Below are 23,734 nucleotides of genomic sequence, written 5' to 3' on the forward strand. Positions count from 1 at the left end.
TAAAAGTCGTCACAAACAACTAAGTAATTAGAAGTTAAAAAAGTTGTTGACAAAAGAAGTGGTAAGTGATATATTAAAAAGGTCGCTTCTAGGCGATGTGGTAAAAATAACTTACTGAAATTGTTTGCAGATTGAATAAAATCTTGCTCCTGTGCCGTAGATTACTCGAGGAAGTAAATCCTCAGCTCGTCGCAAGGCAGCACGAAGTAGATTCGAAGAAGTTATTCATGATGTAAATTGAAATCAGTTGACTTGCTCTTTGAAAACTGAACGAACAAAAACGTCAACGTTAATTTTTTAGTCTTTTTTGAAAAGACAATTTATGAGCTAATCAACTCTTTATTGGAGAGTTTGATCCTGGCTCAGGACGAACGCTGGCGGCGTGCCTAATACATGCAAGTCGAGCGAACTTTTGGGAGCTTGCTCCTAAAAGTTAGCGGCGGACGGGTGAGTAACACGTGGGCAACCTGCCTGTAAGACGGGGATAACTTCGGGAAACCGGAGCTAATACCGGATAACTCTTTTCCTCACATGAGGAAAAGCTGAAAGATGGCTTTAGCTATCACTTACAGATGGGCCCGCGGCGCATTAGCTAGTTGGTGAGGTAACGGCTCACCAAGGCAACGATGCGTAGCCGACCTGAGAGGGTGATCGGCCACACTGGGACTGAGACACGGCCCAGACTCCTACGGGAGGCAGCAGTAGGGAATCTTCCGCAATGGACGAAAGTCTGACGGAGCAACGCCGCGTGAGTGATGAAGGTTTTCGGATCGTAAAACTCTGTTGTTAGGGAAGAACAAGTATCGGAGTAACTGCCGGTACCTTGACGGTACCTAACCAGAAAGCCACGGCTAACTACGTGCCAGCAGCCGCGGTAATACGTAGGTGGCAAGCGTTGTCCGGAATTATTGGGCGTAAAGCGCGCGCAGGTGGTTCCTTAAGTCTGATGTGAAAGCCCCCGGCTCAACCGGGGAGGGTCATTGGAAACTGGGGAACTTGAGTGCAGAAGAGGAAAGTGGAATTCCACGTGTAGCGGTGAAATGCGTAGAGATGTGGAGGAACACCAGTGGCGAAGGCGACTTTCTGGTCTGTAACTGACACTGAGGCGCGAAAGCGTGGGGAGCGAACAGGATTAGATACCCTGGTAGTCCACGCCGTAAACGATGAGTGCTAAGTGTTAGGGGGTTTCCGCCCCTTAGTGCTGCAGCAAACGCATTAAGCACTCCGCCTGGGGAGTACGGCCGCAAGGCTGAAACTCAAAGGAATTGACGGGGGCCCGCACAAGCGGTGGAGCATGTGGTTTAATTCGAAGCAACGCGAAGAACCTTACCAGGTCTTGACATCCTCTGTCAACCCTAGAGATAGGGCTTTCCCCTTCGGGGGACAGAGTGACAGGTGGTGCATGGTTGTCGTCAGCTCGTGTCGTGAGATGTTGGGTTAAGTCCCGCAACGAGCGCAACCCTTGATCTTAGTTGCCAGCATTCAGTTGGGCACTCTAAGGTGACTGCCGGTGACAAACCGGAGGAAGGTGGGGATGACGTCAAATCATCATGCCCCTTATGACCTGGGCTACACACGTGCTACAATGGATGGAACAAAGGGCTGCGAGACCGCGAGGTTAAGCCAATCCCATAAAACCATTCTCAGTTCGGATTGCAGGCTGCAACTCGCCTGCATGAAGCCGGAATCGCTAGTAATCGCGGATCAGCATGCCGCGGTGAATACGTTCCCGGGCCTTGTACACACCGCCCGTCACACCACGAGAGTTTGTAACACCCGAAGTCGGTGGGGTAACCTTTTGGAGCCAGCCGCCTAAGGTGGGACAGATGATTGGGGTGAAGTCGTAACAAGGTAGCCGTATCGGAAGGTGCGGCTGGATCACCTCCTTTCTAAGGAAAATGAAAGGCTGAGGCGACTGTTCATCGACGTATAGACTGGACTGCTTCTGACGAGATAAAGGAAACACGTTAAGCGATAGCGAGACGATGTTGACTTATCGTAGGAAGAAGAAGGAAGTCTACTAGTCGATAGGAGCCGAAGCTAGACAATATGAAGTGGAAACTTCATAAAAAGACGTCATTTGTTCGTTCAGTTTTGAGAGAGTAAGCCTCTCTTTGACATTTTAAAATAAAATCTTGAGGGTAATGAGAAGCAAGTAGGTCAAGGAAGCGACCGAATGAGCACCGGAGCGTACGTAATTGGTACGTGAGGAGCGCAGAGAGGGAGCTGACGCAGAGATATGCCGCTTATCATTAGCCGGAAGTTTTATATGGGCCTATAGCTCAGCTGGTTAGAGCGCACGCCTGATAAGCGTGAGGTCGATGGTTCGAGTCCATTTAGGCCCACTTTTCTCTATAATGGGGCCTTAGCTCAGCTGGGAGAGCGCCTGCCTTGCACGCAGGAGGTCAGCGGTTCGATCCCGCTAGGCTCCACCATAACGAATTTATTTCGTTATTTTTTTGACTCTTTTTGTTCCTTGAAAACTAGATAATGAAGAAGAAAAACCGAGTAATCGCCATTTTAGTATTTCTCTCTATTATTTAATAGAGTAAAAACCATCACGAGCGTAATTGCTAGTTAAAACTAGTCTATTTACAAACCGTGAGGGTAATGAGAAGCAAGCAGATCGAGGAATCGAGTGAGGAAACACCGGAACGTACGTAGTTTGTACGTGAGGATGTTGACGAGTGAAGATGACGAAGAGATGCGCAGCTTATCATTGACCGAACAAGGTTAAGTTAGAAAGGGCGCACGGTGAATGCCTAGGCACTAGGAGCCGATGAAGGACGGGACTAACACCGATATGCTTCGGGGAGCTGTAAGTAAGCTTTGATCCGGAGATTTCCGAATGGGGAAACCCGCTGTTCGTAATGGAACAGTATCTTTACCTGAATACATAGGGTAGAGAAGGCAGACCCGGGGAACTGAAACATCTAAGTACCCGGAGGAAGAGAAAGCAAACGCGATTCCCTGAGTAGCGGCGAGCGAAACGGGATTAGCCCAAACCAAGAGGCTTGCCTCTTGGGGTTGTAGGACACTCTACACGGAGTTACAAAGGAATGAGGTAAATGAACAGGTCTGGAAAGGCCGGCCAGAGAAGGTAAAAGCCCTGTAGTTGAAACTTCGTTCCCTCCAGAGTGGATCCTGAGTACGGCGGGACACGTGAAATCCCGTCGGAAGCAGGGAGGACCATCTCCCAAGGCTAAATACTCCCTAGTGACCGATAGTGAACCAGTACCGTGAGGGAAAGGTGAAAAGCACCCCGGAAGGGGAGTGAAATAGTTCCTGAAACCGTGTGCCTACAAGTAGTCAGAGCCCATTAACGGGTGATGGCGTGCCTTTTGTAGAATGAACCGGCGAGTTACGATTACATGCGAGGTTAAGTTGAGAAGACGGAGCCGCAGCGAAAGCGAGTCTGAATAGGGCGAATGTAGTATGTGGTCGTAGACCCGAAACCAGGTGACCTACCCATGTCCAGGTTGAAGTCCAGGTAACACTGGATGGAGGACCGAACCCACGCACGTTGAAAAGTGCGGGGATGAGGTGTGGGTAGCGGAGAAATTCCAATCGAACTTGGAGATAGCTGGTTCTCTCCGAAATAGCTTTAGGGCTAGCCTCATGTAGTAAGAGTCTTGGAGGTAGAGCACTGTTTGGACTAGGGGCCCCCATCGGGTTACCGAATTCAGACAAACTCCGAATGCCAAAGACTTATCCATGGGAGTCAGACTGCGAGTGATAAGATCCGTAGTCAAGAGGGAAACAGCCCAGACCACCAGTTAAGGTCCCAAAGTATACGTTAAGTGGAAAAGGATGTGGAGTTGCTTAGACAACCAGGATGTTGGCTTAGAAGCAGCCACCATTTAAAGAGTGCGTAATAGCTCACTGGTCGAGTGACTCTGCGCCGAAAATGTACCGGGGCTAAACGTATCACCGAAACTGTGGATGGACACCGTATGGTGTCCGTGGTAGGAGAGCGTTCTAAGGGCGTTGAAGCTAGACCGTAAGGACTAGTGGAGCGCTTAGAAGTGAGAATGCCGGTATGAGTAGCGAAAGATGGGTGAGAATCCCATCCACCGAATGCCTAAGGTTTCCTGAGGAAGGCTCGTCCGCTCAGGGTTAGTCGGGACCTAAGCCGAGGCTGAAAAGCGTAGGCGATGGACAACAGGTTGATATTCCTGTACCACCAAATTACCGTTTGAGCAATGGGGGGACGCAGGAGGATAGGGTAAGCGCGCTGCTGGAATAGCGCGTCCAAGCAGTTAGGCTGATAATGAGGCAAATCCCATTATCGTGAAGGCTGAGCTGTGACGGCGAGGGAAATAGAGTACCGAAGTTCCTGAATCCACACTGCCAAGAAAAGCCTCTAGCGAGGTAACAGGTGCCCGTACCGCAAACCGACACAGGTAGGCGAGGAGAGAATCCTAAGGTGAGCGAGAGAACTCTCGTTAAGGAACTCGGCAAAATCACCCCGTAACTTCGGGAGAAGGGGTGCTCATTTGGGTGAATAGCCCGGATGAGCCGCAGTGAATAGGCCCAGGCGACTGTTTAGCAAAAACACAGGTCTCTGCGAAGCCGCAAGGCGAAGTATAGGGGCTGACGCCTGCCCGGTGCTGGAAGGTTAAGAGGAGGGGTTAGCGTAAGCGAAGCTCTGAATTGAAGCCCCAGTAAACGGCGGCCGTAACTATAACGGTCCTAAGGTAGCGAAATTCCTTGTCGGGTAAGTTCCGACCCGCACGAAAGGCGTAACGATCTGGGCACTGTCTCAACGAGAGACTCGGTGAAATTATAGTACCTGTGAAGATGCAGGTTACCCGCGACAGGACGGAAAGACCCCGTGGAGCTTTACTGTAGCCTGATATTGAATTTCGGTACAGCTTGTACAGGATAGGTAGGAGCCTAGGAAGCCGGAGCGCCAGCTTCGGTGGAGGCATCGGTGGGATACTACCCTGGCTGTATTGAAATTCTAACCCGCGCCCCTTATCGGGGCGGGAGACAGTGTCAGGTGGGCAGTTTGACTGGGGCGGTCGCCTCCTAAAGAGTAACGGAGGCGCCCAAAGGTTCCCTCAGAATGGTTGGAAATCATTCGTAGAGTGTAAAGGCACAAGGGAGCTTGACTGCGAGACCTACAAGTCGAGCAGGGACGAAAGTCGGGCTTAGTGATCCGGTGGTTCCGCATGGAAGGGCCATCGCTCAACGGATAAAAGCTACCCCGGGGATAACAGGCTTATCTCCCCCAAGAGTCCACATCGACGGGGAGGTTTGGCACCTCGATGTCGGCTCATCGCATCCTGGGGCTGTAGTCGGTCCCAAGGGTTGGGCTGTTCGCCCATTAAAGCGGTACGCGAGCTGGGTTCAGAACGTCGTGAGACAGTTCGGTCCCTATCCGTCGTGGGCGCAGGAAATTTGAGAGGAGCTGTCCTTAGTACGAGAGGACCGGGATGGACGCACCGCTGGTGTACCAGTTGTCTTGCCAAAGGCATAGCTGGGTAGCTATGTGCGGACGGGATAAGTGCTGAAAGCATCTAAGCATGAAGCCCCCCTCGAGATGAGATTTCCCATAGCGCAAGCTAGTAAGACCCCTGAAAGATGATCAGGTTGATAGGTTTGAGGTGGAAGCGTGGTGACACGTGGAGCTGACAAATACTAATCGGTCGAGGACTTAACCAAAAACAATGATTACTCTATATTTCTTCTTCTTATTATCTAGTTTTGAGGGAATGAAACCTCAATTTAATAAAAAGCTTAGTGGCGATAGCGAGAAGGTCACACCCGTTCCCATCCCGAACACGGAAGTTAAGCTTCTCAGCGCCGATGGTAGTTGGGGGCTCTCCCCCTGTGAGAGTAGGACGCCGCTAAGCAAAATGAAGAACAGCTGAATAAGCTGTTCTTTTTTATTTAGAGATGTTCGTAAGAACATCAAGTAAGTAAATATGTGTGGGATATAAAATTGGTTCTATAATATTTGTTGGGGTATCCACACAATTGCGCAAAAAAATACATGTATTCCAATTCTTTTATACTTAAATTGTCGAGAAACACGTAAGCGAAAGGTAAATATTTATTGGATATTTGGATTATCCGGTGGAAAAAATACCGAGTAACTGTAAAGATATCTTTACAGTTACTCGGTATTTTGTTATTATACATGTAAAGGTATCTTTACATTACATGGAGGTCTTATTAATGCCGGTGATTAACCATATTCGAGAAATCCGCCAAAAAAAGGGGATATCTCAAATTAAAATGGCTGAGGATCTACAAGTTACACGTCAAACTATAAATGCAATTGAAAAAAACAAGTATAATCCCAGTCTGGAATTAGCATTAAAAATAATAGCATATTTTGATATGTCAATTGAGGAAATATTTATTTTAAAGGAGGGTGACAAATGAGTGTAAAAGACAGAAAAAAATGGGAGAGAATTTTAGCAAAATGGACACCATTCTTTATTATTACTTGTACTTTTATAGGTGCCGTTCTCGGTTCATTTCTTGTTTATATTTATCAAGGTGAATTTCCGTATGAAGTACTTACAGGTGGTTTGGTAGCAACTATCATTTTGACAGTAGTTCAAGTGATTAAACAAAAACGCAAAAAAGATAATTTGCCTGAAGCAGATGAACGAGTCGTCCACAATATTTCCAGTCTTTTTGCATACGCGTCACATATTTCCTTAGCTATTTTATTTGTAGCTTTAGCAGTTTTTACATTTTTAGGAAATGAGTCAATTTCAATTTTTTATTTATGGATCTTTTTCTTTTCGTATATTTGGATTGTAGGGATAGGTGCTCTTATCGTTAAAAGAAGGTAATAGGAACCAGGTTTTAATTAAGAACAGATAATTAGCAAAGGTTAATATAAATGTAAACCAGTATGATTAATCTACCAAACTTTTAGATTCTGGATATGAAATAACGAAGTGAATATTAAGGACGTGTACATAAATATTTTTAAAACTATTGAAACGTTGATTTTCTGAAAAAGCACTATATTAGCTAAGCAAAGTAGCCTTGATTCCAGGAAGGAAAAATCAAGGCTACTTTTTACATTAACTTTGGAAACCGATAAATTTTTTTGAAAAGCCCTCTAAGAAAAAGTTTCTGGATTTGTGATTTTCTTTAATTGTTCTAAGTAAAATTTATATTTCGGGTTACTCATATCTGTAGAAATTAAATCACTTTCACAATCAGTACAAATAAAAGAAGTGTATAGATGAATTCCTCTTAGCTTTATTTGTTCGCAAATGACACATTCTTCTCCAATATGTTTTTTTGCCATAAGCATCCCCAATTCCTCCACCTCCATACACTAATTATTCCCTGTTTGATAAAATTGCATACAATTTTTAGAAAATTCATGAATGAAATATTCCCTGAATACTATTGTATGATGGAAGCTGTACTTCGTTGTATGTCTATACTGGATTTCTTTATCATCGTATGGGTGCATTTTCTTTCATGGCTAATAGGAAAGTTTAAGTTTATTAACGTACTAAAGTAAAAATAAAGTTCAAATAATATTTGCGTTAAATGCGCGACGTCCTGTCGCAACGTCTGCACTAACACATCCTGTGCGTCGAAAAACCCCCACTGATTGAGTTTCACTTTATAGCACCGTATAAGAAGAACTAAGGCATTCTCCGAAAGGACTTGGCGAACGCCAAGTTCTTTTAAAAAGATAAGAAAGTATATAATTTTGTCAGCCCGCAGTCCTTGATACTGTGATATTTTACAGATTTTGTCTGCGTTGGCTGATAAATGAGTATAATCGGCTGATAAATACCTAAATTTGGCTGATAAATAGCAAAAGTCGGCTGATAAACAGCTGAATTTCGCTGATAAAATTTAAAAAGCTGGATATTGCTGATAAAATGGGGCATAAAATAAAGTTTAAATAATATTTGCGTATATAATACCGCATAAGAAGAACAGAGGAATTCTCTGAAAGGACTTGGCGAACGCCAAGTTTTTCTAATAATTTAGGGGATATATAACTTTATCCGTTTCTATCTGTTAAAATAGATAAGACTCTATTTATTTAATTTTTGGTGATAATCAATGGATCAAAACAGGATGCCTTTATTAGAACGATTAATAGGTCACGCCCAAAAAGAACCTATTTCGTTTCATGTTCCAGGGCATAAGTATGGGACAAATTTTATAGCTGAAGGAAAACAGTATTTTCAAGAACTGCTACAGTTAGACGCTACAGAGCTTAGTGGGCTAGACGATCTCCATTCTCCTGAAGGAGTTATTAAAGAAGCCGAGCAGCTTCTTGCACAATCTTCCGGAGCAAAAAGAAGCTATTTTTTAGTTAATGGTTCAACAGTAGGAAATTTAGCGATGATTATGGCAGCTATTAAAGAAAATGATACGGTTCTTGTACAGAGGAATTGTCATAAATCTGTCTTGAATGGACTAAATTTAGTAAGAGCCACCCCCGTCTTATTAGGTCCAGAAGTAAATATAGAATGGGGTGTTGCTGGGGGTGTTTCACTTAACACTTTTAAACAAGCAATTCAAATGTATCCCCAAGCGAAAGCACTTATTCTTACATATCCAAATTATTATGGAATGATTAATGACTTAGAGGAAATAATTGAATTATCCCATGAAAATGGAATTCCAGTATTGATTGATGAAGCACATGGCGCTCATTTTAAAGGAGAAATCTTTTCGAAATCTGCAGTGCAATTAAATGCCGATATTGTTGTTCAATCTGCTCACAAAACTCTCCCTGCTATGACGATGGGGGCGTATTTGCACTTTAACAGCCAGATAATCCCGGAGAGAAATGTAACAAACTATCTGCAAATATTACAGTCAAGCAGCCCGTCCTATCCAATTATGGCATCTCTTGATATTGCGAGAAGCTATTTAGCTACTTTTTCAATTGAAGATGAGAATGCCCTCCTACGAAAAATAATGGATTTTAGAAGGGAACTTCAGCAGTTAAATGAAATTAACGTTCTATCTTACCATAACGGAAAAGGCGATCCTTTAAAAATAACGCTTCAGTCGACTACCTCTCGAAGTGGATATGAAATGCAGCAATTACTCGAGAATGAGGGAATATATTCGGAACTAGCAGATCCATATAATGTCCTCCTTGTTTTTCCGCTATTGAAAAAAAATAATGATTTCCCGATAGAAAAAGTTATACGTAAGTTTAAAACAGCATTACGTTGTACAGAGCATATGAAAGAGATTAAAACAAAAATCACTTTTAAGAAACCAAGCATTTCAAGATTAGCTTTTCAATTAAAAGACATGAGTTCAATGACAAGCAAACCTGTGTCGTTAGAGGAAGCAATTGGGAAAGTATGTGCTCAGTTTATTATTCCATATCCTCCAGGTATTCCGCTTTTATTTCCCGGGGAAATAATTACATACGAGGATATTGAAAATATTAAATTGCTTCAGGCAACAGGAGCGAGATTTCAGGACGAGGGCAGCTTGAAAAATGGTGAAGTTAACGTATTTTTAGCATAAGCTTGTAATATTAAAGAAAATGGCCATATATAAATTAAGTAAAGAACGGTACGAATGAAATAGATACATGTAACAGTAAAAGTTTTGTTGGGGGTTTACGATGGATAAGGGAGTTTTTATTACTGTAGAAGGACCTGAAGGAGCAGGAAAAACAACAATTGTTAAAATGCTTGCTGCTCAGCTAGAAACAGAAGGGTATCAAGTTCTACTAACAAGAGAACCTGGTGGGATTGATATTGCAGAACAAATAAGAAATGTTATTTTAGATAAACAAAATACGAAAATGGATTCTCGTACAGAGGCATTATTATATGCTGCAGCAAGAAGACAACATTTAGTTGAGAAAGTCTTACCTGCACTTGAAAAAAAGTATATTATTTTATGTGATCGCTTTGTAGATAGTTCTTTAGCATATCAAGGTTATGCACGTGGACTAGGAATGGATGAAGTGTTTTCCATTAATCATTTTGCTATTGATGGCCAAATGCCAAAGCTGACATTATTCTTTGATATTGATCCAGAAAAAGGTCTTGAAAGAATAAATCAGCATAAGGATCGAGAAGTCAATAGACTTGATTTAGAAGAGCTTGAATTTCACCAGAAAGTACGTGAAGGCTATTATCTATTAATGGAACAATACCCTGAAAGAATATATAAAATTGATGCCTCATATCCAATTGAGCATGTCTTTAAAGAAGCGGAAGCTAAAATAAAAGAAGTTATTCATCTTAATTAATAGGGTAAAGCCTTAAAGAATGATCTTTAAGGCTTTTTCTAAATGTTTGTTCATAATATAATTGTTATAATAAAAGTAAGTAAATGTTCAATTACATGAAAGGGGCTGAAAGTATGAAACTCATTTTAGCGGTTGTTCAAGATCAAGACAGCAATAAATTAATGAATGCATTAGTTGATAATAATTTCCGTGCAACTAAATTAGCAAGCACAGGTGGATTTCTAAAATCTGGGAATACAACATTTATGATTGGTACAGAAGATATTCGTGTTGATAAAGCTTTGCAAATTATTCAGGATAATTGTAAGTCAAGGGATCAGCTTGTTGCACCTATTTCTCCAATGGGTGGAAATGCAGATTCATATGTCCCTTATCCAGTAGAGGTCGAAGTTGGTGGCGCAACAGTATTTGTTCTACCAATTGAAAAGTTTCTTCAATTTTAAACAGGAATAAATCTAAAAAATAGTGGTGATGATTTTGGCGAAAACGTGGGGACAGCTTGAGGAAATGCAGCCTGTCGTTTTGAAAATGTTCAAGAATAGTATAATAAAGAATCGGCTAGCCCACGCTTATTTGTTTGAAGGAATGAAAGGCACTGGTAAACGGGATGCAGGCATGGTTTTAGCAAAAGCATTTTTTTGCCATTCACCTATTGATGGGTATATTCCTTGTGAAGCTTGTTCGAATTGTAAGCGAATTAATTCGGGAAATCATCCAGATGTGCATATTGTTGAACCAGATGGTTTATCCATTAAGAAGGCCCAGGTTCATGCTCTGCAAGCGGAGTTTTCGAAAACAGGGGTTGAATCGAATAAAAAGCTGTATATGATTGTTCATGCTGATAAAATGACTGTCAATGCAGCCAATAGTTTATTAAAATTTCTTGAAGAACCACATTCAGAGACAATTGCTATTTTAATAACGGAGCAAGGGCATCTTATACTTCCTACCATTCTTTCTCGTTGTCAAACTATTTCATTTAAATCTTTATTACCTGCAAAAATCGCTGAGCTCCTTGAATTAAACGGGGTTGAATCACATTTAGCCCCCCTCCTTGCTCAGCTTACAAATAATATTGAAGAGGCTGTTGCCTTTAGTCAAAATGAATGGTTTGTACAAGCGCAAAAAATAGTGTTAAAATTATATGAAGTGCTTAAAAAAACTCCACTAGAAGCGATGGTTGCGCTTCAGGAGGAATGGTTTGGGCATTTCAAAGAGAAAGAGCAATTTGATCTCGGATTAGATCTACTACTTCTTATTTTTAAGGATTTATTATATATTCAGCTCGGGAAATCGGATCAGGTCGTCTATCTAAATGATAAGGCACGTTTAGAGCATTATGCATTGCTGTCTTCTAGCAAAAGGTTAACAGATCAGATGACAGCTATTTTAGAAGCAAAAAGAAAATTGCAGGCAAATATGAATCCGCAGCTGTTAATGGAGCAGCTCGTATTGAATTTGCAGGAGGGATCTTCATTTGTATGATGTAGTAGGAGTGCGCTTTAAAAAAGCGGGCAAAATATATTATTTCGATCCCGATGGACTTACAATCGAGAAGGATACGTTCGTCATTGTCGAAACGGTTCGGGGGGTTGAGTATGGAAGGGTCGTCGTTGCCCCGAAAAAGGTTGATGAGAGTGATGTCGTACTTCCTTTAAAAAAAGTTCTCCGAATTGCAGATCAAAAGGATCGGATGACCGTAGAAGAAAACAAACTAGCTGCAAAAGAAGCTTATGAAGTTTGCAGTGAAAAAGTTAGCTCTCATCAATTAGATATGAAGCTAGTTGATGTTGAATATACATTTGACCGAAATAAAGTCATTTTCTATTTTACAGCTGATGGAAGAGTTGATTTCCGTGAGCTAGTGAAGGACTTGGCAGCAATATTTCGGACAAGGATAGAACTTCGCCAAATCGGGGTAAGAGATGAGGCGAAAATGCTTGGCGGCATTGGTCCTTGTGGAAGAATGTTATGCTGTTCAACGTTTTTAGGAGATTTTGATCCGGTCTCAATTAAAATGGCAAAGGATCAAAATCTATCATTAAATCCGACGAAAATATCGGGTCTTTGTGGACGGCTTATGTGCTGCCTAAAATATGAAAACGATGAATATGAGGAAGCTAAAGCACAGCTCCCAGATGTTGGAGAGTGGATTCAAACGCCGGAAGGCCTTGGGAAAGTAGTAGGTTTAAACATTTTAGAAAGAGTGCTGCAAGTAGATGTAGCAGCAGCTGATCGAATTCTCGAGTATACTCTTGATGAAATAAAAACTGAGGGTGCTGTATCGGCGCAATCCACAGAATAATGAGGTGGAACACGTGGATAAAAAAGAGTTCTTTGACTCAGTAAGTAATATGGAAACACAAATTGGCCAGTTATATCAACAGCTTGGCGAGCTGAAGCAACATTTGGCAGAATTCCTCGAAGAAAATAATGCTTTAAAGCTGGAAAATGAGCTTTTAAGACGCCGTTTGGAGTTATCAACAGAGAAAGAAAAGCCGAAGGATAATCAAGATCTTACAGTTATGTCAGCAGATTCATCTAATGATAAAGGAATCGATATTGGGGAAGGCTATGATAATCTTGCTCGGCTATACCAAGAGGGCTTTCATATTTGTAATCTTCATTTTGGAAGTCTGCGAAAAGAAGGCGATTGTCTTTTTTGCTTATCTTTCCTTAATAAAAAATAAAATGTCGGCCTTCCTTCAAAAGGGAGGCCCTTTTCATATTGAAATCATTGAGTTTTTGTGGAGGTTTGTGAATGGTTTTACTAAAAGGAGACGAACGGCTCGACTATTTATTGGCAGAGGATTTACGAATTATTCAAAGTCCTTCTGTATTTTCGTTTTCACTTGATGCTGTATTATTGGCAAGATTTGTTTATGTTCCGATTCAAAAAGGGAATTTAATTGATCTTTGTAGTGGAAATGGGGTTATTCCTTTATTTTTGAGTGCAAGAACGAAGGGGAATATTATCGGTGTAGAAATTCAGGAACGGCTATTTGATATGGCACAGAGAAGTATAAATTACAATCAGCTAGACCAGCGAATTTCGATGATCCATGGGGATATTAAAGAAATGCCAAAAAGATTAGGCTATGGAAAATTTGATGTCGTTACATGTAACCCCCCTTATTTTCCTACTCCCTCACCTGAAGAAATGAATGAAAATGAACACTTAGCAATAGCCCGTCATGAAATTTTATGTACGTTAGAGGATGCGATTAAGGCAGCGAGTGATTTAGTACGTCAAGGAGGTAAGGTGGCGTTCGTTCATCGACCAGGGAGATTTCTTGATATTATGACATTAATGCGAAAATATAAGCTAGAGCCGAAAAAGGTCCAATTTGTATATCCGAAGCAAGGAAAGGAAGCAAATACGCTGCTTATTGAAGCAACAAAACATGGGAATCCAGACTTAAAAATTTTGCCTCCGTTATTTGTTTATGATCAACAAAATGAATACACCAGTGAAATCAAGGAAATTTTATATGGAAAATAATCATTACTTTTATGTTCTTCACTGTAAGGATCATAGTTTATATGCTGGATATACGAATAATCTGGAAAGACGCATTAAACTTCATAACGAAGGCAAAGGGGCAAAATATACAAGAGGTAGGGGACCGGTTGAACTCGTTTTTTCAAAAAGATTCGATAATAAAAGTGAAGCACTAAAGGCAGAGTATGAATTTAAACAATGGTCACGATCAAAAAAAGAAGAATATTTGAGGCAGAATAAACGATAAACGATAAAAGTTAAGGCGCTTTCGCATTCCAAAAGAGACAGGTGGTACATATGTGGCAACAAAAGAGCTTCCAAAATGAAGCAAGTAAAGGGATTTTGTATTTAGTTCCTACACCGATAGGCAATCTTGAAGATATGAGTTTTCGAGCAGTTAGAATCATGAAAGAAGCAGATTATATTGCAGCGGAGGATACGCGCAATACGAAGAAACTATGCAATTATTTTGAAATTGAAACCCCGATTATAAGCTATCATGAACATAATAAAGAAGAGAGTGGCAGAAAGCTCATTGAAAAATTAAAAAATGGTGGAAAAATTGCTCTCGTAAGCGATGCTGGCATGCCAACTATTTCAGATCCTGGCTTTGAGTTAGTAGAGATGGCAACAGCAGAACAATTAACGGTTGTTCCTCTTCCAGGAGCAAATGCAGCATTAACAGCACTCATTGCTTCAGGAATTAATACACAGCCATTTTATTTTTTTGGATTCTTAAATCGGCAAAAAAAAATAAAAAAGAAAGAACTTGAACAGCTTTCGAAACTAGCATCAACGATTATTTTGTACGAAGCACCACATCGTTTAAAGGAGACACTCACACTGATTGAAGAACAACTGGGTGATCGAAAAATGGTGCTTTGCCGTGAATTAACGAAGAAATTTGAAGAGTTTATTCGCGGATCCGTAAAAGAAGTATTAGCTTGGTCAACTACTGAAGAAATAAGAGGGGAATTTTGTCTTATTATTGAAGGTTCCTCTACTCCTGCACAAGAAGACGCTGCGTGGTGGGAAGATTTCTCGATATCCGCCCATGTCCATCATTACATTTCTTTAAAAGAGATGACAAGTAAGGAAGCCATAAAGCAAACAGCTATCGATCGAGGAATTGGAAAAAGAGACGTCTATCAAGCCTTTCATGTTGAAGAACAGGAGTAGACAAAGGAAAAAAATAAAAAGCTTCTCAAATGTTTGAGAAGCTTTTATATATCACTTGTGTTTATTATGCAAGTTGAAATTTATTTTGAATTTCTTTCACTAATTGTTCTGCACCTTCACGGCTTACAATAATTTTTCCGCTAGCTAATGTAACGTTATCGTCAGAAACTTCACCAGTTACTTGGCATGTCATATTTGGCTTATATTTTTTTAGAATAATACGGTCATCGTCTACGTAAATTTCAAGTGCGTCCTTTTCAGCAATATCTAATGTACGTCTTAATTCGATAGGAATTACTACACGACCTAGTTCATCGACTTTACGGACAATACCTGTAGATTTCATTATTAAATTTCTCCTCTCAAATCTTAAAAAATAGTTTTCTATTTGTTTTATTTCGTCAATATTCGACAATTTCCTTAGTAATTACATAATACCAGCCTTTCCCAAATAAGTCAATTGCATATTTTTAATTTAAATAGAAATTTTTTACTTTCCTTAAAAGCCTATTATATAAGGGTTTATACAATTTTCCTATAATATACATGTAAAAAAATAGTGTTTATTAACAAAAAATAGATAATAGATCAAAGCGTTTTTCGACAAAATTCTACATGACTTATATAAAAAACGTCGACAAAATTCATATGCGAGAAACAAGTGTGAAGGTTCATAATTTTATTTAGTGGTCACAGTTCTGTCTAATATGCATTTTGTTGCACAAATCCAGTTTTTTAGGTATATTTTGATGGTAGATGAGGAAAAGATGACGAGTGTAGCACCTGAAATTTTGCGCATTAACGTTCGGATATGACAATGTTATAATGGTGAGATACCACAGCTATTCTCGTCCATCATTGGTCGGGATTTTTTATCTAGTAGGAAAGTTTAGAGGAGGAATTTTTTGTGGAAGAAAAAGCAAAAACATTTTATTTAACAACACCCATTTACTATCCTAGCGGAAACTTACATATTGGACATGCATATACGACAGTTGCAGGTGATGCGATGGCCCGTTATAAACGGTTGCGTGGATACGATGTTATGTATTTGACCGGAACAGACGAGCATGGGCAAAAAATTCAAGAAAAAGCGCAGGAAAAGGGGATAACTCCACAAGCTTATGTCGATGAGATCGTCTCAGGAATTCAAGAACTATGGAAAAAACTCGATATTTCTTATGATGATTTTATTCGGACAACAGAAGAAAGACATAAGAAAGTTGTTCAAAAAATCTTTGCCCAATTATTGGAGCAGGGTGATATTTATCTTGGAGAATATGAAGGCTGGTATTGTACGCCTTGTGAATCGTATTTTACAGAGCGTCAGCTGGAAAACGGAAATTGCCCAGATTGCGGAAGACCAGTAAACAAAGTAAAGGAAGAGTCTTATTTCTTTAAAGTAAGCAATTATGCAGATAGACTGCTGCAATATTACGAAGAAAATCCTTCATTCATTCAGCCTGAATCTAGAAAAAATGAAATGATTAATAACTTTATTAAACCTGGTCTTGAAGATCTTGCTGTTTCAAGAACGACGTTTGACTGGGGAATTAAGGTGCCTGGGAATCCAAAACATGTTATTTATGTTTGGATAGATGCGTTAACGAACTATATTACTGCTCTAGGCTATGGAACTGATGATGAATCGAAATACGAAAATTATTGGCCGGCAGATGTTCATTTAGTTGGAAAGGAAATTGTTCGTTTCCATACTATTTATTGGCCTATTATGTTAATGGCTTTAAAGTTACCGCTTCCTAAAAAGGTATTCGCTCATGGCTGGCTATTGATGAAAGATGGAAAAATGTCTAAGTCCAAAGGAAATGTTGTAGATCCTGTTACATTAATTGACCGTTATGGATTAGACGCATTGCGTTATTATTTATTGCGTGAGGTTCCATTCGGTTCAGATGGTGTGTTTACACCTGAAGGGTTTGTAGAAAGAATTAATTTCGATCTCGCAAATGACTTAGGGAACTTATTAAATAGAACATTAGCGATGGTTGATAAATATTTCGATGGGGTTATTCCAACCTATCAAGGCTCAGCTGGCCAATTCGAGCAGCAGCTGCTTGAAGTAAATAAGGAAACCGTATCAAAATATGAAGAAGCAATGGAAAAGATGGAGTTCTCTGTTGCTTTAACATCTATTTGGCAATTAGTGAGCAAAACAAATAAATATATTGATGAAACACAGCCATGGGCATTAGCGAAAGATGAAGCGAAATTAGCGGAGCTCGGAAATGTGATGGCTCATCTTGCAGAATCTTTACGGAGAATCGCTATTCTTTTACAGCCTTTCTTAACAAAAGCACCGAAAGATATTTTTGCTCAGTTAAATGTGAATACAGATGAGCTAACGTCATGGGAAAGCCTTGCTGAATTTGGTTTAATCCCTGCAGGTACAAAAATTTCAAAGGGCGATCCAATTTTTCCTCGCCTTGAGCTTAAAGAAGAGGTTGAATTTATTAAAACAAAAATGCAAGGGTCAGCGCCACAAAAAGAAGAGCAGAAAACAGTGGGAAAACAGGAGCAGGAAGAAATCACGATTGACGACTTTATGAAGGTAGATCTGCGTGTAGCAGAAGTCATTCATGCAGAGCCTGTGAAAAAGGCAGATAAGCTTCTAAAGCTACAATTAGATCTCGGTTATGAAAAACGACAAGTTATTTCTGGCATTGCTCAATTTTATAAGCCAGAAGATTTAATTGGAAGAAGAGTTATTTGTGTGGCAAATTTAAAACCAGTTAAGCTTCGTGGTGAACTTTCTCAAGGAATGATTTTGGCAGGAAGCATGGATGGGTCACTTTCATTAGCAACGATTGCAGAGTCGCTTCCATTAGGATCAAAAGTTAAATAAAGAAGAATTTCATTTAGCAAAAAATTTTAATACACATAGAAATGTTTCACGTGTAACATCTGCTGCCGTGCATTTCTATGTTTTTCTTTTATAAAATAGTATTTTTAAAATAATAATTTTAAGCATAAGATTGATTTAATAAGGTTCTTTTTATAAAAAATCAGAAAAAACAACAGTATTATTATTTCAAAATAATTATTGTTTGTTTGAAATACTATTTTAAGCAAGTTTTAAGTCCATCATAATTTGTTAAAACTTAAATAATGTAGATGTAAATGATGAAATAATCTAAATTCAAAATTTATAGTAATAACTGTCATTTAATAGTTAGAATTGTAACGAAGAAATAATATATGTAAAAAGGAGTTTTTTAGAATGTATTTCGACACACATGCACATCTAAATGCGGACCAATATCAAGAGGATTTACAAGAAGTAATTGACAGAGCTCTTGTAGAAGGAATATCACGAATTGTTGTTGTTGGTTTTGATCGTCCAACCATAAAAAAAGCAATGGAGTTAGCAGAACAATTTGAGTTTATATATGCGAGTGTAGGTTGGCATCCAGTTGATGCGATTGATATGAAGGATGAGGACATTGTTTGGATTGAAGAGCTGGCGGGCCATCCAAAAGTCGTTGCACTAGGGGAAATGGGATTGGATTATTATTGGGACAAATCTCCGAAAGATATTCAAAAGCAAGTCTTTCGTAGACAAATCCAATTAGCTAAAAAGGTAAAACTGCCAATTATCATTCATAATCGCGACGCGACAGCTGATATCGTTGAAATATTAAGGGAAGAAGGAGCAAATGAGGTCGGGGGGATTATGCATTGCTTCAGTGGAAGCCCTGAAATAGCTAAAGAGTGTGTAGAGATGAATTTCTATATATCCTTAGGGGGACCAGTTACGTTTAAAAATGCCAGGAAGCCAAAGGAAGTCGCAGCAGCTATTCCGTTGGACAAGTTGTTAATTGAGACAGATTGCCCATATTTGGCTCCTCATCCATATCGCGGTAAAAGAAATGAACCAAGTTATGTTAAGTTAGTCGCTGAGCAAATTGCGGAGATTAAGCAAATTTCTATTGAAGAGGTAGCAAGCGTAACAACAGAAAATGCAAAAAAATTATTCGGCATAAACTGATAAAGAATTTTGTCGTAATATTGGAAAGCGTGTCCAAATTGTTTCAATTTCTCAAAAGTTCTACAATTCTTCTTTCTTTCATAGGATAGACATGTCGATAAGTCTCTCTTTCCTTTCTCTTGAAGTTTTTGCATAATAGGGAATATGTTGAAGGAGGCGATGATTTTTACTCGAAAAAAGAGAAAGAGTTGACAGGCGGCAAGATAGTCTATATAATCACTCCGAGAGAAAAGGAGGCGTTTTTCATCGTATTTCAAAACATGAAAAACCTGTTTTCCAAGTCTTTGAGTAAAAAGAAATTGGCTATTTTCCTTGCTAGTTTCATAGTTTTTGCAGCAGCTACAAGCTTCATAATCTTTGAAACGACGAAGAAAACAGTAGCCATTACATTAGACGGCCAAGAAAAAGTCATAAAAACACATGCAGCAACCATTCAAGATATATTTGATGATTTAGATATTTCTTTACGCTCAGAAGATTACGTGTTTCCTTCGGTAGACACAAAGGTTAAAAACAATCTAAGTATTGTTTGGGAACCGGCAAAACAGGTTCATATTGTGAAAGACAACGAGAAGAAAACGATTTGGACCATATCCAAAACAGTAGAAGAGCTTTTGAAGGAACAGGAAATTACGATAACTGCTCATGATAAAGTCAAGCCAAATCTCAACGAAGAAATAACAAATAATATCCAAATTGAAGTAAATACAGCTTTCGCAGTTACTCTTTCTGATGGCGGGAAAGAGGAACAAGTTTGGTCAACTTCGACTACGGTCGCTGACTTTTTAGAAAATCAAGGCATCAAACTAAATGAATTAGATCGTTTAGAACCGAAAGCTGAAGAGACAGTCAAAGCTAATGACGTCATAAAGGTCATCCGCGTTGAAAAAGTCACCGATGTAGTGGAAGAACCAATTAAATTTGCAGTTATAACAAAAAAGGACTCAAATTTAGCCAAAGGCAAAGAAAAAGTCGTTAATCAAGGCCAGGAAGGCTTATTAACGAAAGAATATGAAGTTGTTCTAGAAAATGGCAAAGAAGTCTCTAGAACATTAATTAGTGAGAAAAAGGCTAAAGATAAACAAGATAAGGTTGTAGCTGTTGGAACAAAGGTAGCTCCTGTCCAAGTTGTTTCCCGTGGAAGCAGTCAAGGTGGCCAAGAACTCTATGTTAATTCAACCGCTTATACAGCTTTCTGTAATGGTTGTTCAGGTAGTACGGCAACAGGAATCAATTTACGTTCAAATCCGAATGTGAAGATTATCGCTGTAGACCCAAGTGTCATTCCGTTAGGAACAAAGGTGTACGTTGAAGGATATGGATACGCTGTAGCCGCAGATACAGGTTCATCTATTAAAGGAAATAAAATTGACGTCTTTTTCGCGACTAAGGCAGAAGCTTATCGCTGGGGTCGTAAAACAGTTAAAATTAAAATCTTAAATTAATTTCTCGTGATGCAGGGGCATTTAAAATCCTCTGCATTTTTTTCTTTTGTCGATTTATTATATAATTAAAATTATTATTTCTTACTTCGTATATATAGACGTTTTACATTACAAAAATGTTTCAAGTTTTTATCAAATATTTTAGCAAACAGGAAAGCAACGCCAAGTTTTTCTACTTTAATACAATGGAGAGCTTTTCCGAGGGAGAAAGTATGAAAATAAAAGAAATCATCGTTGTTGAAGGGAAGGACGACACGACAGCGATAAAAAGAGCATTAGATGCGGATACAATTGAGACAAATGGCTCTGCAATAAACCAAGAAACGATAGAAAAAATTAAACTTGCCCAAAAAATAAGAGGGGTCATCGTTTTAACAGATCCGGATTATCCTGGACAGAAGATCCGTAATACGATTAAAGAGCATGTGTCTGGTTGTAAACATGCTTTTATCGAAAAGGTTGACGCACTTGAAAAGCATGGGAAGGGAGTTGGTGTTGAACACGCTTCTCCTGAAGTGATTCGCCAAGCTTTAAGCAATGCCCATGTCATGCACGAAGACGTCGTTGAAGAAATAACACAGGATGATCTCATTTTGGCCAATCTAATTGGTGGAAAAGGAGCACGTGAACGGCGAGAAAAGCTAGGTAAATTACTTAAAATTGGGTTTACTAATGGTAAGCAGCTTCATAAGAGATTAATGATGTTTCAAATTAGCAAAGAAGAATTTGCTAAAGCCATCCTAGCTATACGTCAGGAGGAAGAAAATGAATAAAGATATTGCAACACCTGTAAGAACTCGTGCGATTCTCGAAAAATATGGTTTTTCCTTCAAGAAAAGTCTCGGTCAAAACTTTTTAATTGATACGAATATTTTAAGAAGAATTGTTGACTTTGCTGAATTAACGGAGGAATCAGCGGCGATTGAAATTGGACCTGGAATTGGTGCATTAACAGAACAGCTTGCGAGAAGAAGTAAAAAAGTCATAGCGTTTGAAATCGATCAACGATTACTGCCTATATTACAAGAAACCATGGCACCGTATCCAAACACGACAATTATTCATCATGATGTTTTAAAAGCTGATGTAAGACAGGCGATTGAAGATAAGTTAACTAATATTAAAGATATTATGGTTGTAGCCAATCTCCCGTATTATGTGACCACTCCAATCATTATGAAGCTTCTAGAGGAACAATTGCCAATAAGAGGAATCGTTTGTATGCTGCAAAAGGAGGTAGCTGATCGAATTTCTGCACGTCCTGGAACGAAGGACTATGGCTCGTTGTCAATTGCTATACAATACTATACAGAAGCTGAAACGGTCATGATTGTACCTAAAACGGTTTTCGTTCCACAGCCAAATGTAGACTCAGCTGTTATTCGCTTAACAAAAAGAAAAGAACCAGCAGTAGCTGTAAAAGACGAAAGCTTCTTTTTTCAAGTGATTAAAGCCAGCTTTGCTCAAAGACGAAAAACCATCCTCAATAATTTGACGAATCAATTACCTAATGGGAAACAAAAGAAAGATGAAATTCTTTCTGCCCTAAATGAAGCAGTTATTGACCCAAGTAGAAGAGGGGAAACTTTATCTATTGCAGAATTTGCACGTTTGAGTGATTGTTTAATAACTAATTTTTCTTAAAGACCTGTCAGCGGGTCTTTTTATTTTATATACGCCGCCCCTAAACAAGCCGCCTCAGCTTTTCTATTCACAATTGTTTAGACGAATGCATAATTTAGGAGAGAATTATTATTTGAATTAAGGAGCTCATTATTTGGAGTAAATTGGAGTGACGGCAGTGAGTATTCGTGTTATGGATATTGTGGGGAGAGCCTCATACAATTGTGATATTATCTTCAGGGTCATTGATATCCGGGAACAGAATGGACGAAAAATTGCCATTTTATATGGAGAGGATATTCGACTAGTTGCTGATGCACCTATTGAAGATTTAATTACTATGAGTACACTTGCAAGAGAAAAGATGGAGAGAAAATTTCATTCACTTGAGGAGCAGTCTTTAAAATTATTTCGCCAAGATGTTGATCTCTTGAAACAAAGGCAAGAGTATGAAGTAACAGATGGATATAGTAAAAAGTATAATTATTTTCAAATACCAGGCAGGGTTTTGCATATTGATGGAGATCCAACCTATTTAGAAAAATGCTTACTTCTATATGAAAAAATAGGCGTACCTGTAACAGGCATTCATTGTCTTGAGAAGGAAATGCCCCTTAAAATGGGGCAGCTACTCGATTACTACAGACCTGATATTTTAGTTATTACAGGGCACGACTCATACTCGAAAGCGAAAGGAAAAAAGACAGATATTAATGCATACAGACATTCCAAGCACTTTGTTCAAACAGTAAAAGAAGCAAGAAAAAAAGTCCCTCATTTAGATCAACTAGTTATCTTTGCAGGTGCATGTCAGTCACATTTTGAATCCATTATTCAGGCAGGAGCTAACTTTGCTAGTTCACCTTATAGAGTAAATATTCATGCACTTGATCCAGTTTATATAGTTGCGAAGATTAGTTTTACTCCATTTATGGAACGGATTAATGTGTGGGATGTTTTAAGAAATACGTTAACAGGAGAGAAAGGATTAGGCGGAATTGAAACGAAAGGGGTATTGAGAACGGGAATGCCCTATAATAACGAACAAAATAATGAATCATAAAATGAACCGTTATCATGACTAACGGTTTATTTTTCTATTTAAGCTTTTAAACAGGATATTTCGTAAAGCTGATCGAAGAAAGATTACTTTTATTAATGATGAATCAAGTTGTTTCTAATATCATACATAATCCTGTTAAATAAGGTTATCCTAAAAATGTAGAAAAATAGAAGAAATTGTGGATGAAAATATATTGACAACCTTTTTTAATTCCTGTTATAATTTATTATTTTGTTTGACTTCAGTGTGTCAACGTGATATACTTAACATAGTGAGGTGGACCGAATGGGAAAAACATTAAAAGATATTAAAAAAGCTCTTGATTCAAACCTTGGGAAAAGACTTTTACTCAAGGCGAATGGTGGACGCAGGAAAACTATTGAGCGTTCGGGTGTTTTAGCGGAAACGTATCCTTCCATTTTTGTCATTGAACTCGATCAGGAAGAAAATGCGTTTGAACGTGTATCTTACAGCTATGCAGATGTTTTAACAGAAACGGTTCAAATTACATTCTATGAAGAAACAACAGGGCAAATTGCTTTAAATTAACTATAATATTTAGGTTTAAGAGGTGATGAACAAAGGTTTGTCACCTTTTCACTTTTAATGAGATCATTTCGTTTTTCTGCCTTTCTTTAATCGCATGATTCTATAAGGAATGCCTCATACTATGAACATCGCGGTGTAG

At 39.2% G+C, this 23,734-nt stretch carries 20 protein-coding genes, 2 tRNA genes and 3 rRNA genes; 23 read left to right on the forward strand and 2 right to left on the reverse strand.

Annotated elements, in window-relative coordinates; translation table 11 throughout:
• Positions 1-339 precede the first annotated feature (339 nt).
• The 7 genes from KDN24_RS00155 to KDN24_RS00185 all read left to right on the forward strand — a co-directional run bounded on the left by KDN24_RS00155 (position 340) and on the right by KDN24_RS00185 (position 6,812).
• A 16S ribosomal RNA gene (locus KDN24_RS00155) occupies positions 340-1,889 on the forward strand.
• A 382-nt stretch (positions 1,890-2,271) separates the two neighbouring features.
• A tRNA-Ile gene (locus tag KDN24_RS00160) sits at positions 2,272-2,345 on the forward strand.
• Positions 2,346-2,359: 14 nt separating this feature from the next.
• Positions 2,360-2,435, forward strand: a tRNA-Ala gene (locus KDN24_RS00165).
• Positions 2,436-2,731: 296 nt separating this feature from the next.
• Positions 2,732-5,667, forward strand: a 23S ribosomal RNA gene (locus KDN24_RS00170).
• Between the two features lie 74 nt (positions 5,668-5,741).
• Positions 5,742-5,858: ribosomal RNA gene (rrf, locus tag KDN24_RS00175) — 5S ribosomal RNA — on the forward strand.
• Together the 16S, 23S and 5S rRNA genes with 2 tRNA genes alongside form the textbook arrangement of a ribosomal RNA operon.
• A gap of 325 nt (positions 5,859-6,183) precedes the next feature.
• Positions 6,184-6,393 carry a helix-turn-helix transcriptional regulator gene (locus KDN24_RS00180; protein ID WP_409970779.1) on the forward strand — a complete coding sequence of 70 codons (210 nt, stop codon included), beginning with the start codon at positions 6,184-6,186 and terminating at the stop codon, positions 6,391-6,393.
• On the forward strand, positions 6,390-6,812 hold the full coding sequence (locus KDN24_RS00185) for a hypothetical protein (RefSeq protein WP_409970778.1): 423 nt from the start codon (positions 6,390-6,392) through the stop codon (positions 6,810-6,812). Before KDN24_RS00180 ends, KDN24_RS00185 begins: the two co-directional genes overlap by 4 nt.
• Before the next feature lie 275 nt (positions 6,813-7,087).
• On the opposite strand, the gene KDN24_RS00190 is transcribed toward KDN24_RS00185, so the two are convergent.
• Positions 7,088-7,291, reverse strand: coding sequence for a sigma factor G inhibitor Gin (locus tag KDN24_RS00190; RefSeq protein WP_409970777.1), 204 nt, complete (start codon positions 7,289-7,291; stop codon positions 7,088-7,090).
• Positions 7,292-8,058: 767 nt separating this feature from the next.
• On the opposite strand from KDN24_RS00190, the gene KDN24_RS00195 reads away from it, so the two are divergent.
• The 9 genes from KDN24_RS00195 (at position 8,059) to rsmI (ending at position 14,909) form a co-directional block, all read left to right on the forward strand.
• On the forward strand, positions 8,059-9,492 hold the full coding sequence (locus KDN24_RS00195) for an aminotransferase class I/II-fold pyridoxal phosphate-dependent enzyme (RefSeq protein ID WP_409970776.1): 1,434 nt from the start codon (positions 8,059-8,061) through the stop codon (positions 9,490-9,492).
• A gap of 100 nt (positions 9,493-9,592) precedes the next feature.
• Positions 9,593-10,228: a dTMP kinase gene (tmk, locus tag KDN24_RS00200; protein ID WP_409970775.1), complete on the forward strand. Its 636-nt coding sequence runs from the start codon at positions 9,593-9,595 to the stop codon at positions 10,226-10,228.
• A gap of 113 nt (positions 10,229-10,341) precedes the next feature.
• The gene (darA, locus tag KDN24_RS00205; RefSeq protein ID WP_409970774.1) at positions 10,342-10,671 is read left to right on the forward strand and encodes a cyclic di-AMP receptor DarA; all 330 of its coding nucleotides are present in this window, start codon (positions 10,342-10,344) and stop codon (positions 10,669-10,671) included.
• Positions 10,672-10,705: 34 nt separating this feature from the next.
• Positions 10,706-11,713, forward strand: coding sequence for a DNA polymerase III subunit delta' (holB, locus tag KDN24_RS00210; protein WP_409970773.1), 1,008 nt, complete (start codon positions 10,706-10,708; stop codon positions 11,711-11,713).
• Entirely contained in the window at positions 11,706-12,533 is an 828-nt protein-coding gene (locus KDN24_RS00215) for a PSP1 domain-containing protein (protein ID WP_409970772.1), read from the forward strand. The genes holB and KDN24_RS00215 overlap by 8 nt, the downstream gene beginning before the upstream one ends.
• A 13-nt stretch (positions 12,534-12,546) precedes the next feature.
• Complete coding sequence (gene yabA, locus KDN24_RS00220) at positions 12,547-12,918, forward strand: DNA replication initiation control protein YabA (RefSeq protein WP_409970771.1); 372 nt, start codon at positions 12,547-12,549, stop codon at positions 12,916-12,918.
• Between the two features lie 71 nt (positions 12,919-12,989).
• A complete protein-coding gene (locus KDN24_RS00225; RefSeq protein WP_409970770.1) occupies positions 12,990-13,730 on the forward strand; it encodes a tRNA1(Val) (adenine(37)-N6)-methyltransferase in 741 nt (246 codons plus the stop codon).
• Positions 13,720-13,977: a GIY-YIG nuclease family protein gene (locus KDN24_RS00230; RefSeq protein WP_409970769.1), complete on the forward strand. Its 258-nt coding sequence runs from the start codon at positions 13,720-13,722 to the stop codon at positions 13,975-13,977. Before KDN24_RS00225 ends, KDN24_RS00230 begins: the two co-directional genes overlap by 11 nt.
• A gap of 50 nt (positions 13,978-14,027) precedes the next feature.
• Entirely contained in the window at positions 14,028-14,909 is an 882-nt protein-coding gene (gene rsmI, locus KDN24_RS00235) for a 16S rRNA (cytidine(1402)-2'-O)-methyltransferase (protein WP_491348246.1), read from the forward strand.
• 64 nt (positions 14,910-14,973) lie between these two features.
• Here rsmI and abrB read toward each other — a convergent pair whose 3' ends face one another.
• Positions 14,974-15,255, reverse strand: a complete 282-nt coding sequence (gene abrB, locus KDN24_RS00240; RefSeq protein WP_409970768.1) for a transition state genes transcriptional regulator AbrB — start codon at positions 15,253-15,255, stop codon at positions 14,974-14,976.
• A gap of 561 nt (positions 15,256-15,816) precedes the next feature.
• Here abrB and metG point away from each other — a divergent pair.
• The 7 genes from metG to veg all read left to right on the forward strand — a co-directional run bounded on the left by metG (position 15,817) and on the right by veg (position 23,595).
• A complete protein-coding gene (gene metG, locus KDN24_RS00245) occupies positions 15,817-17,772 on the forward strand; it encodes a methionine--tRNA ligase (protein ID WP_409970767.1) in 1,956 nt (651 codons plus the stop codon).
• Positions 17,773-18,147: 375 nt separating this feature from the next.
• A complete protein-coding gene (locus tag KDN24_RS00250; protein WP_409970766.1) occupies positions 18,148-18,915 on the forward strand; it encodes a TatD family hydrolase in 768 nt (255 codons plus the stop codon).
• A 260-nt stretch (positions 18,916-19,175) separates the two neighbouring features.
• Positions 19,176-20,360: a ubiquitin-like domain-containing protein gene (locus KDN24_RS00255; protein WP_409970784.1), complete on the forward strand. Its 1,185-nt coding sequence runs from the start codon at positions 19,176-19,178 to the stop codon at positions 20,358-20,360.
• 212 nt (positions 20,361-20,572) lie between these two features.
• A complete protein-coding gene (gene rnmV, locus KDN24_RS00260; RefSeq protein WP_491348247.1) occupies positions 20,573-21,133 on the forward strand; it encodes a ribonuclease M5 in 561 nt (186 codons plus the stop codon).
• Positions 21,126-22,004 (forward strand): 16S rRNA (adenine(1518)-N(6)/adenine(1519)-N(6))-dimethyltransferase RsmA, encoded by an 879-nt coding sequence (gene rsmA, locus KDN24_RS00265; RefSeq protein ID WP_409970765.1) that lies wholly within the window; start codon positions 21,126-21,128, stop codon positions 22,002-22,004. Before rnmV ends, rsmA begins: the two co-directional genes overlap by 8 nt.
• Positions 22,005-22,176: 172 nt before the next feature.
• Positions 22,177-23,046: a sporulation peptidase YabG gene (yabG, locus tag KDN24_RS00270; protein WP_525931279.1), complete on the forward strand. Its 870-nt coding sequence runs from the start codon at positions 22,177-22,179 to the stop codon at positions 23,044-23,046.
• Between the two features lie 285 nt (positions 23,047-23,331).
• Complete coding sequence (veg, locus tag KDN24_RS00275; protein ID WP_409970763.1) at positions 23,332-23,595, forward strand: biofilm formation stimulator Veg; 264 nt, start codon at positions 23,332-23,334, stop codon at positions 23,593-23,595.
• Positions 23,596-23,734: the final 139 nt, after the last annotated feature.

This window comes from Cytobacillus sp. Bva_UNVM-123, from assembly GCF_046351715.2.
Classification (GTDB): Bacteria; Bacillota; Bacilli; order Bacillales; family Cytobacillaceae; genus Cytobacillus.

Coding starts and splice junctions, on each gene's coding strand:
- KDN24_RS00180 (WP_409970779.1), top strand. CDS start 6,184: ATGCCGGTGATTAACCATATTCGAGAAATCCGCCAAAAAAAGGGGATA.
- KDN24_RS00185 (WP_409970778.1), top strand. CDS start 6,390: ATGAGTGTAAAAGACAGAAAAAAATGGGAGAGAATTTTAGCAAAATGG.
- KDN24_RS00195 (WP_409970776.1), top strand. CDS start 8,059: ATGGATCAAAACAGGATGCCTTTATTAGAACGATTAATAGGTCACGCC.
- tmk (WP_409970775.1), top strand. CDS start 9,593: ATGGATAAGGGAGTTTTTATTACTGTAGAAGGACCTGAAGGAGCAGGA.
- darA (WP_409970774.1), top strand. CDS start 10,342: ATGAAACTCATTTTAGCGGTTGTTCAAGATCAAGACAGCAATAAATTA.
- KDN24_RS00225 (WP_409970770.1), top strand. CDS start 12,990: ATGGTTTTACTAAAAGGAGACGAACGGCTCGACTATTTATTGGCAGAG.
- KDN24_RS00230 (WP_409970769.1), top strand. CDS start 13,720: ATGGAAAATAATCATTACTTTTATGTTCTTCACTGTAAGGATCATAGT.
- rsmI (WP_491348246.1), top strand. CDS start 14,028: ATGTGGCAACAAAAGAGCTTCCAAAATGAAGCAAGTAAAGGGATTTTG.
- abrB (WP_409970768.1), bottom strand. CDS start 15,255: ATGAAATCTACAGGTATTGTCCGTAAAGTCGATGAACTAGGTCGTGTA.
- KDN24_RS00250 (WP_409970766.1), top strand. CDS start 18,148: ATGTATTTCGACACACATGCACATCTAAATGCGGACCAATATCAAGAG.
- KDN24_RS00255 (WP_409970784.1), top strand. CDS start 19,176: ATGAAAAACCTGTTTTCCAAGTCTTTGAGTAAAAAGAAATTGGCTATT.
- rnmV (WP_491348247.1), top strand. CDS start 20,573: ATGAAAATAAAAGAAATCATCGTTGTTGAAGGGAAGGACGACACGACA.
- rsmA (WP_409970765.1), top strand. CDS start 21,126: ATGAATAAAGATATTGCAACACCTGTAAGAACTCGTGCGATTCTCGAA.
- yabG (WP_525931279.1), top strand. CDS start 22,177: ATGGATATTGTGGGGAGAGCCTCATACAATTGTGATATTATCTTCAGG.
- veg (WP_409970763.1), top strand. CDS start 23,332: ATGGGAAAAACATTAAAAGATATTAAAAAAGCTCTTGATTCAAACCTT.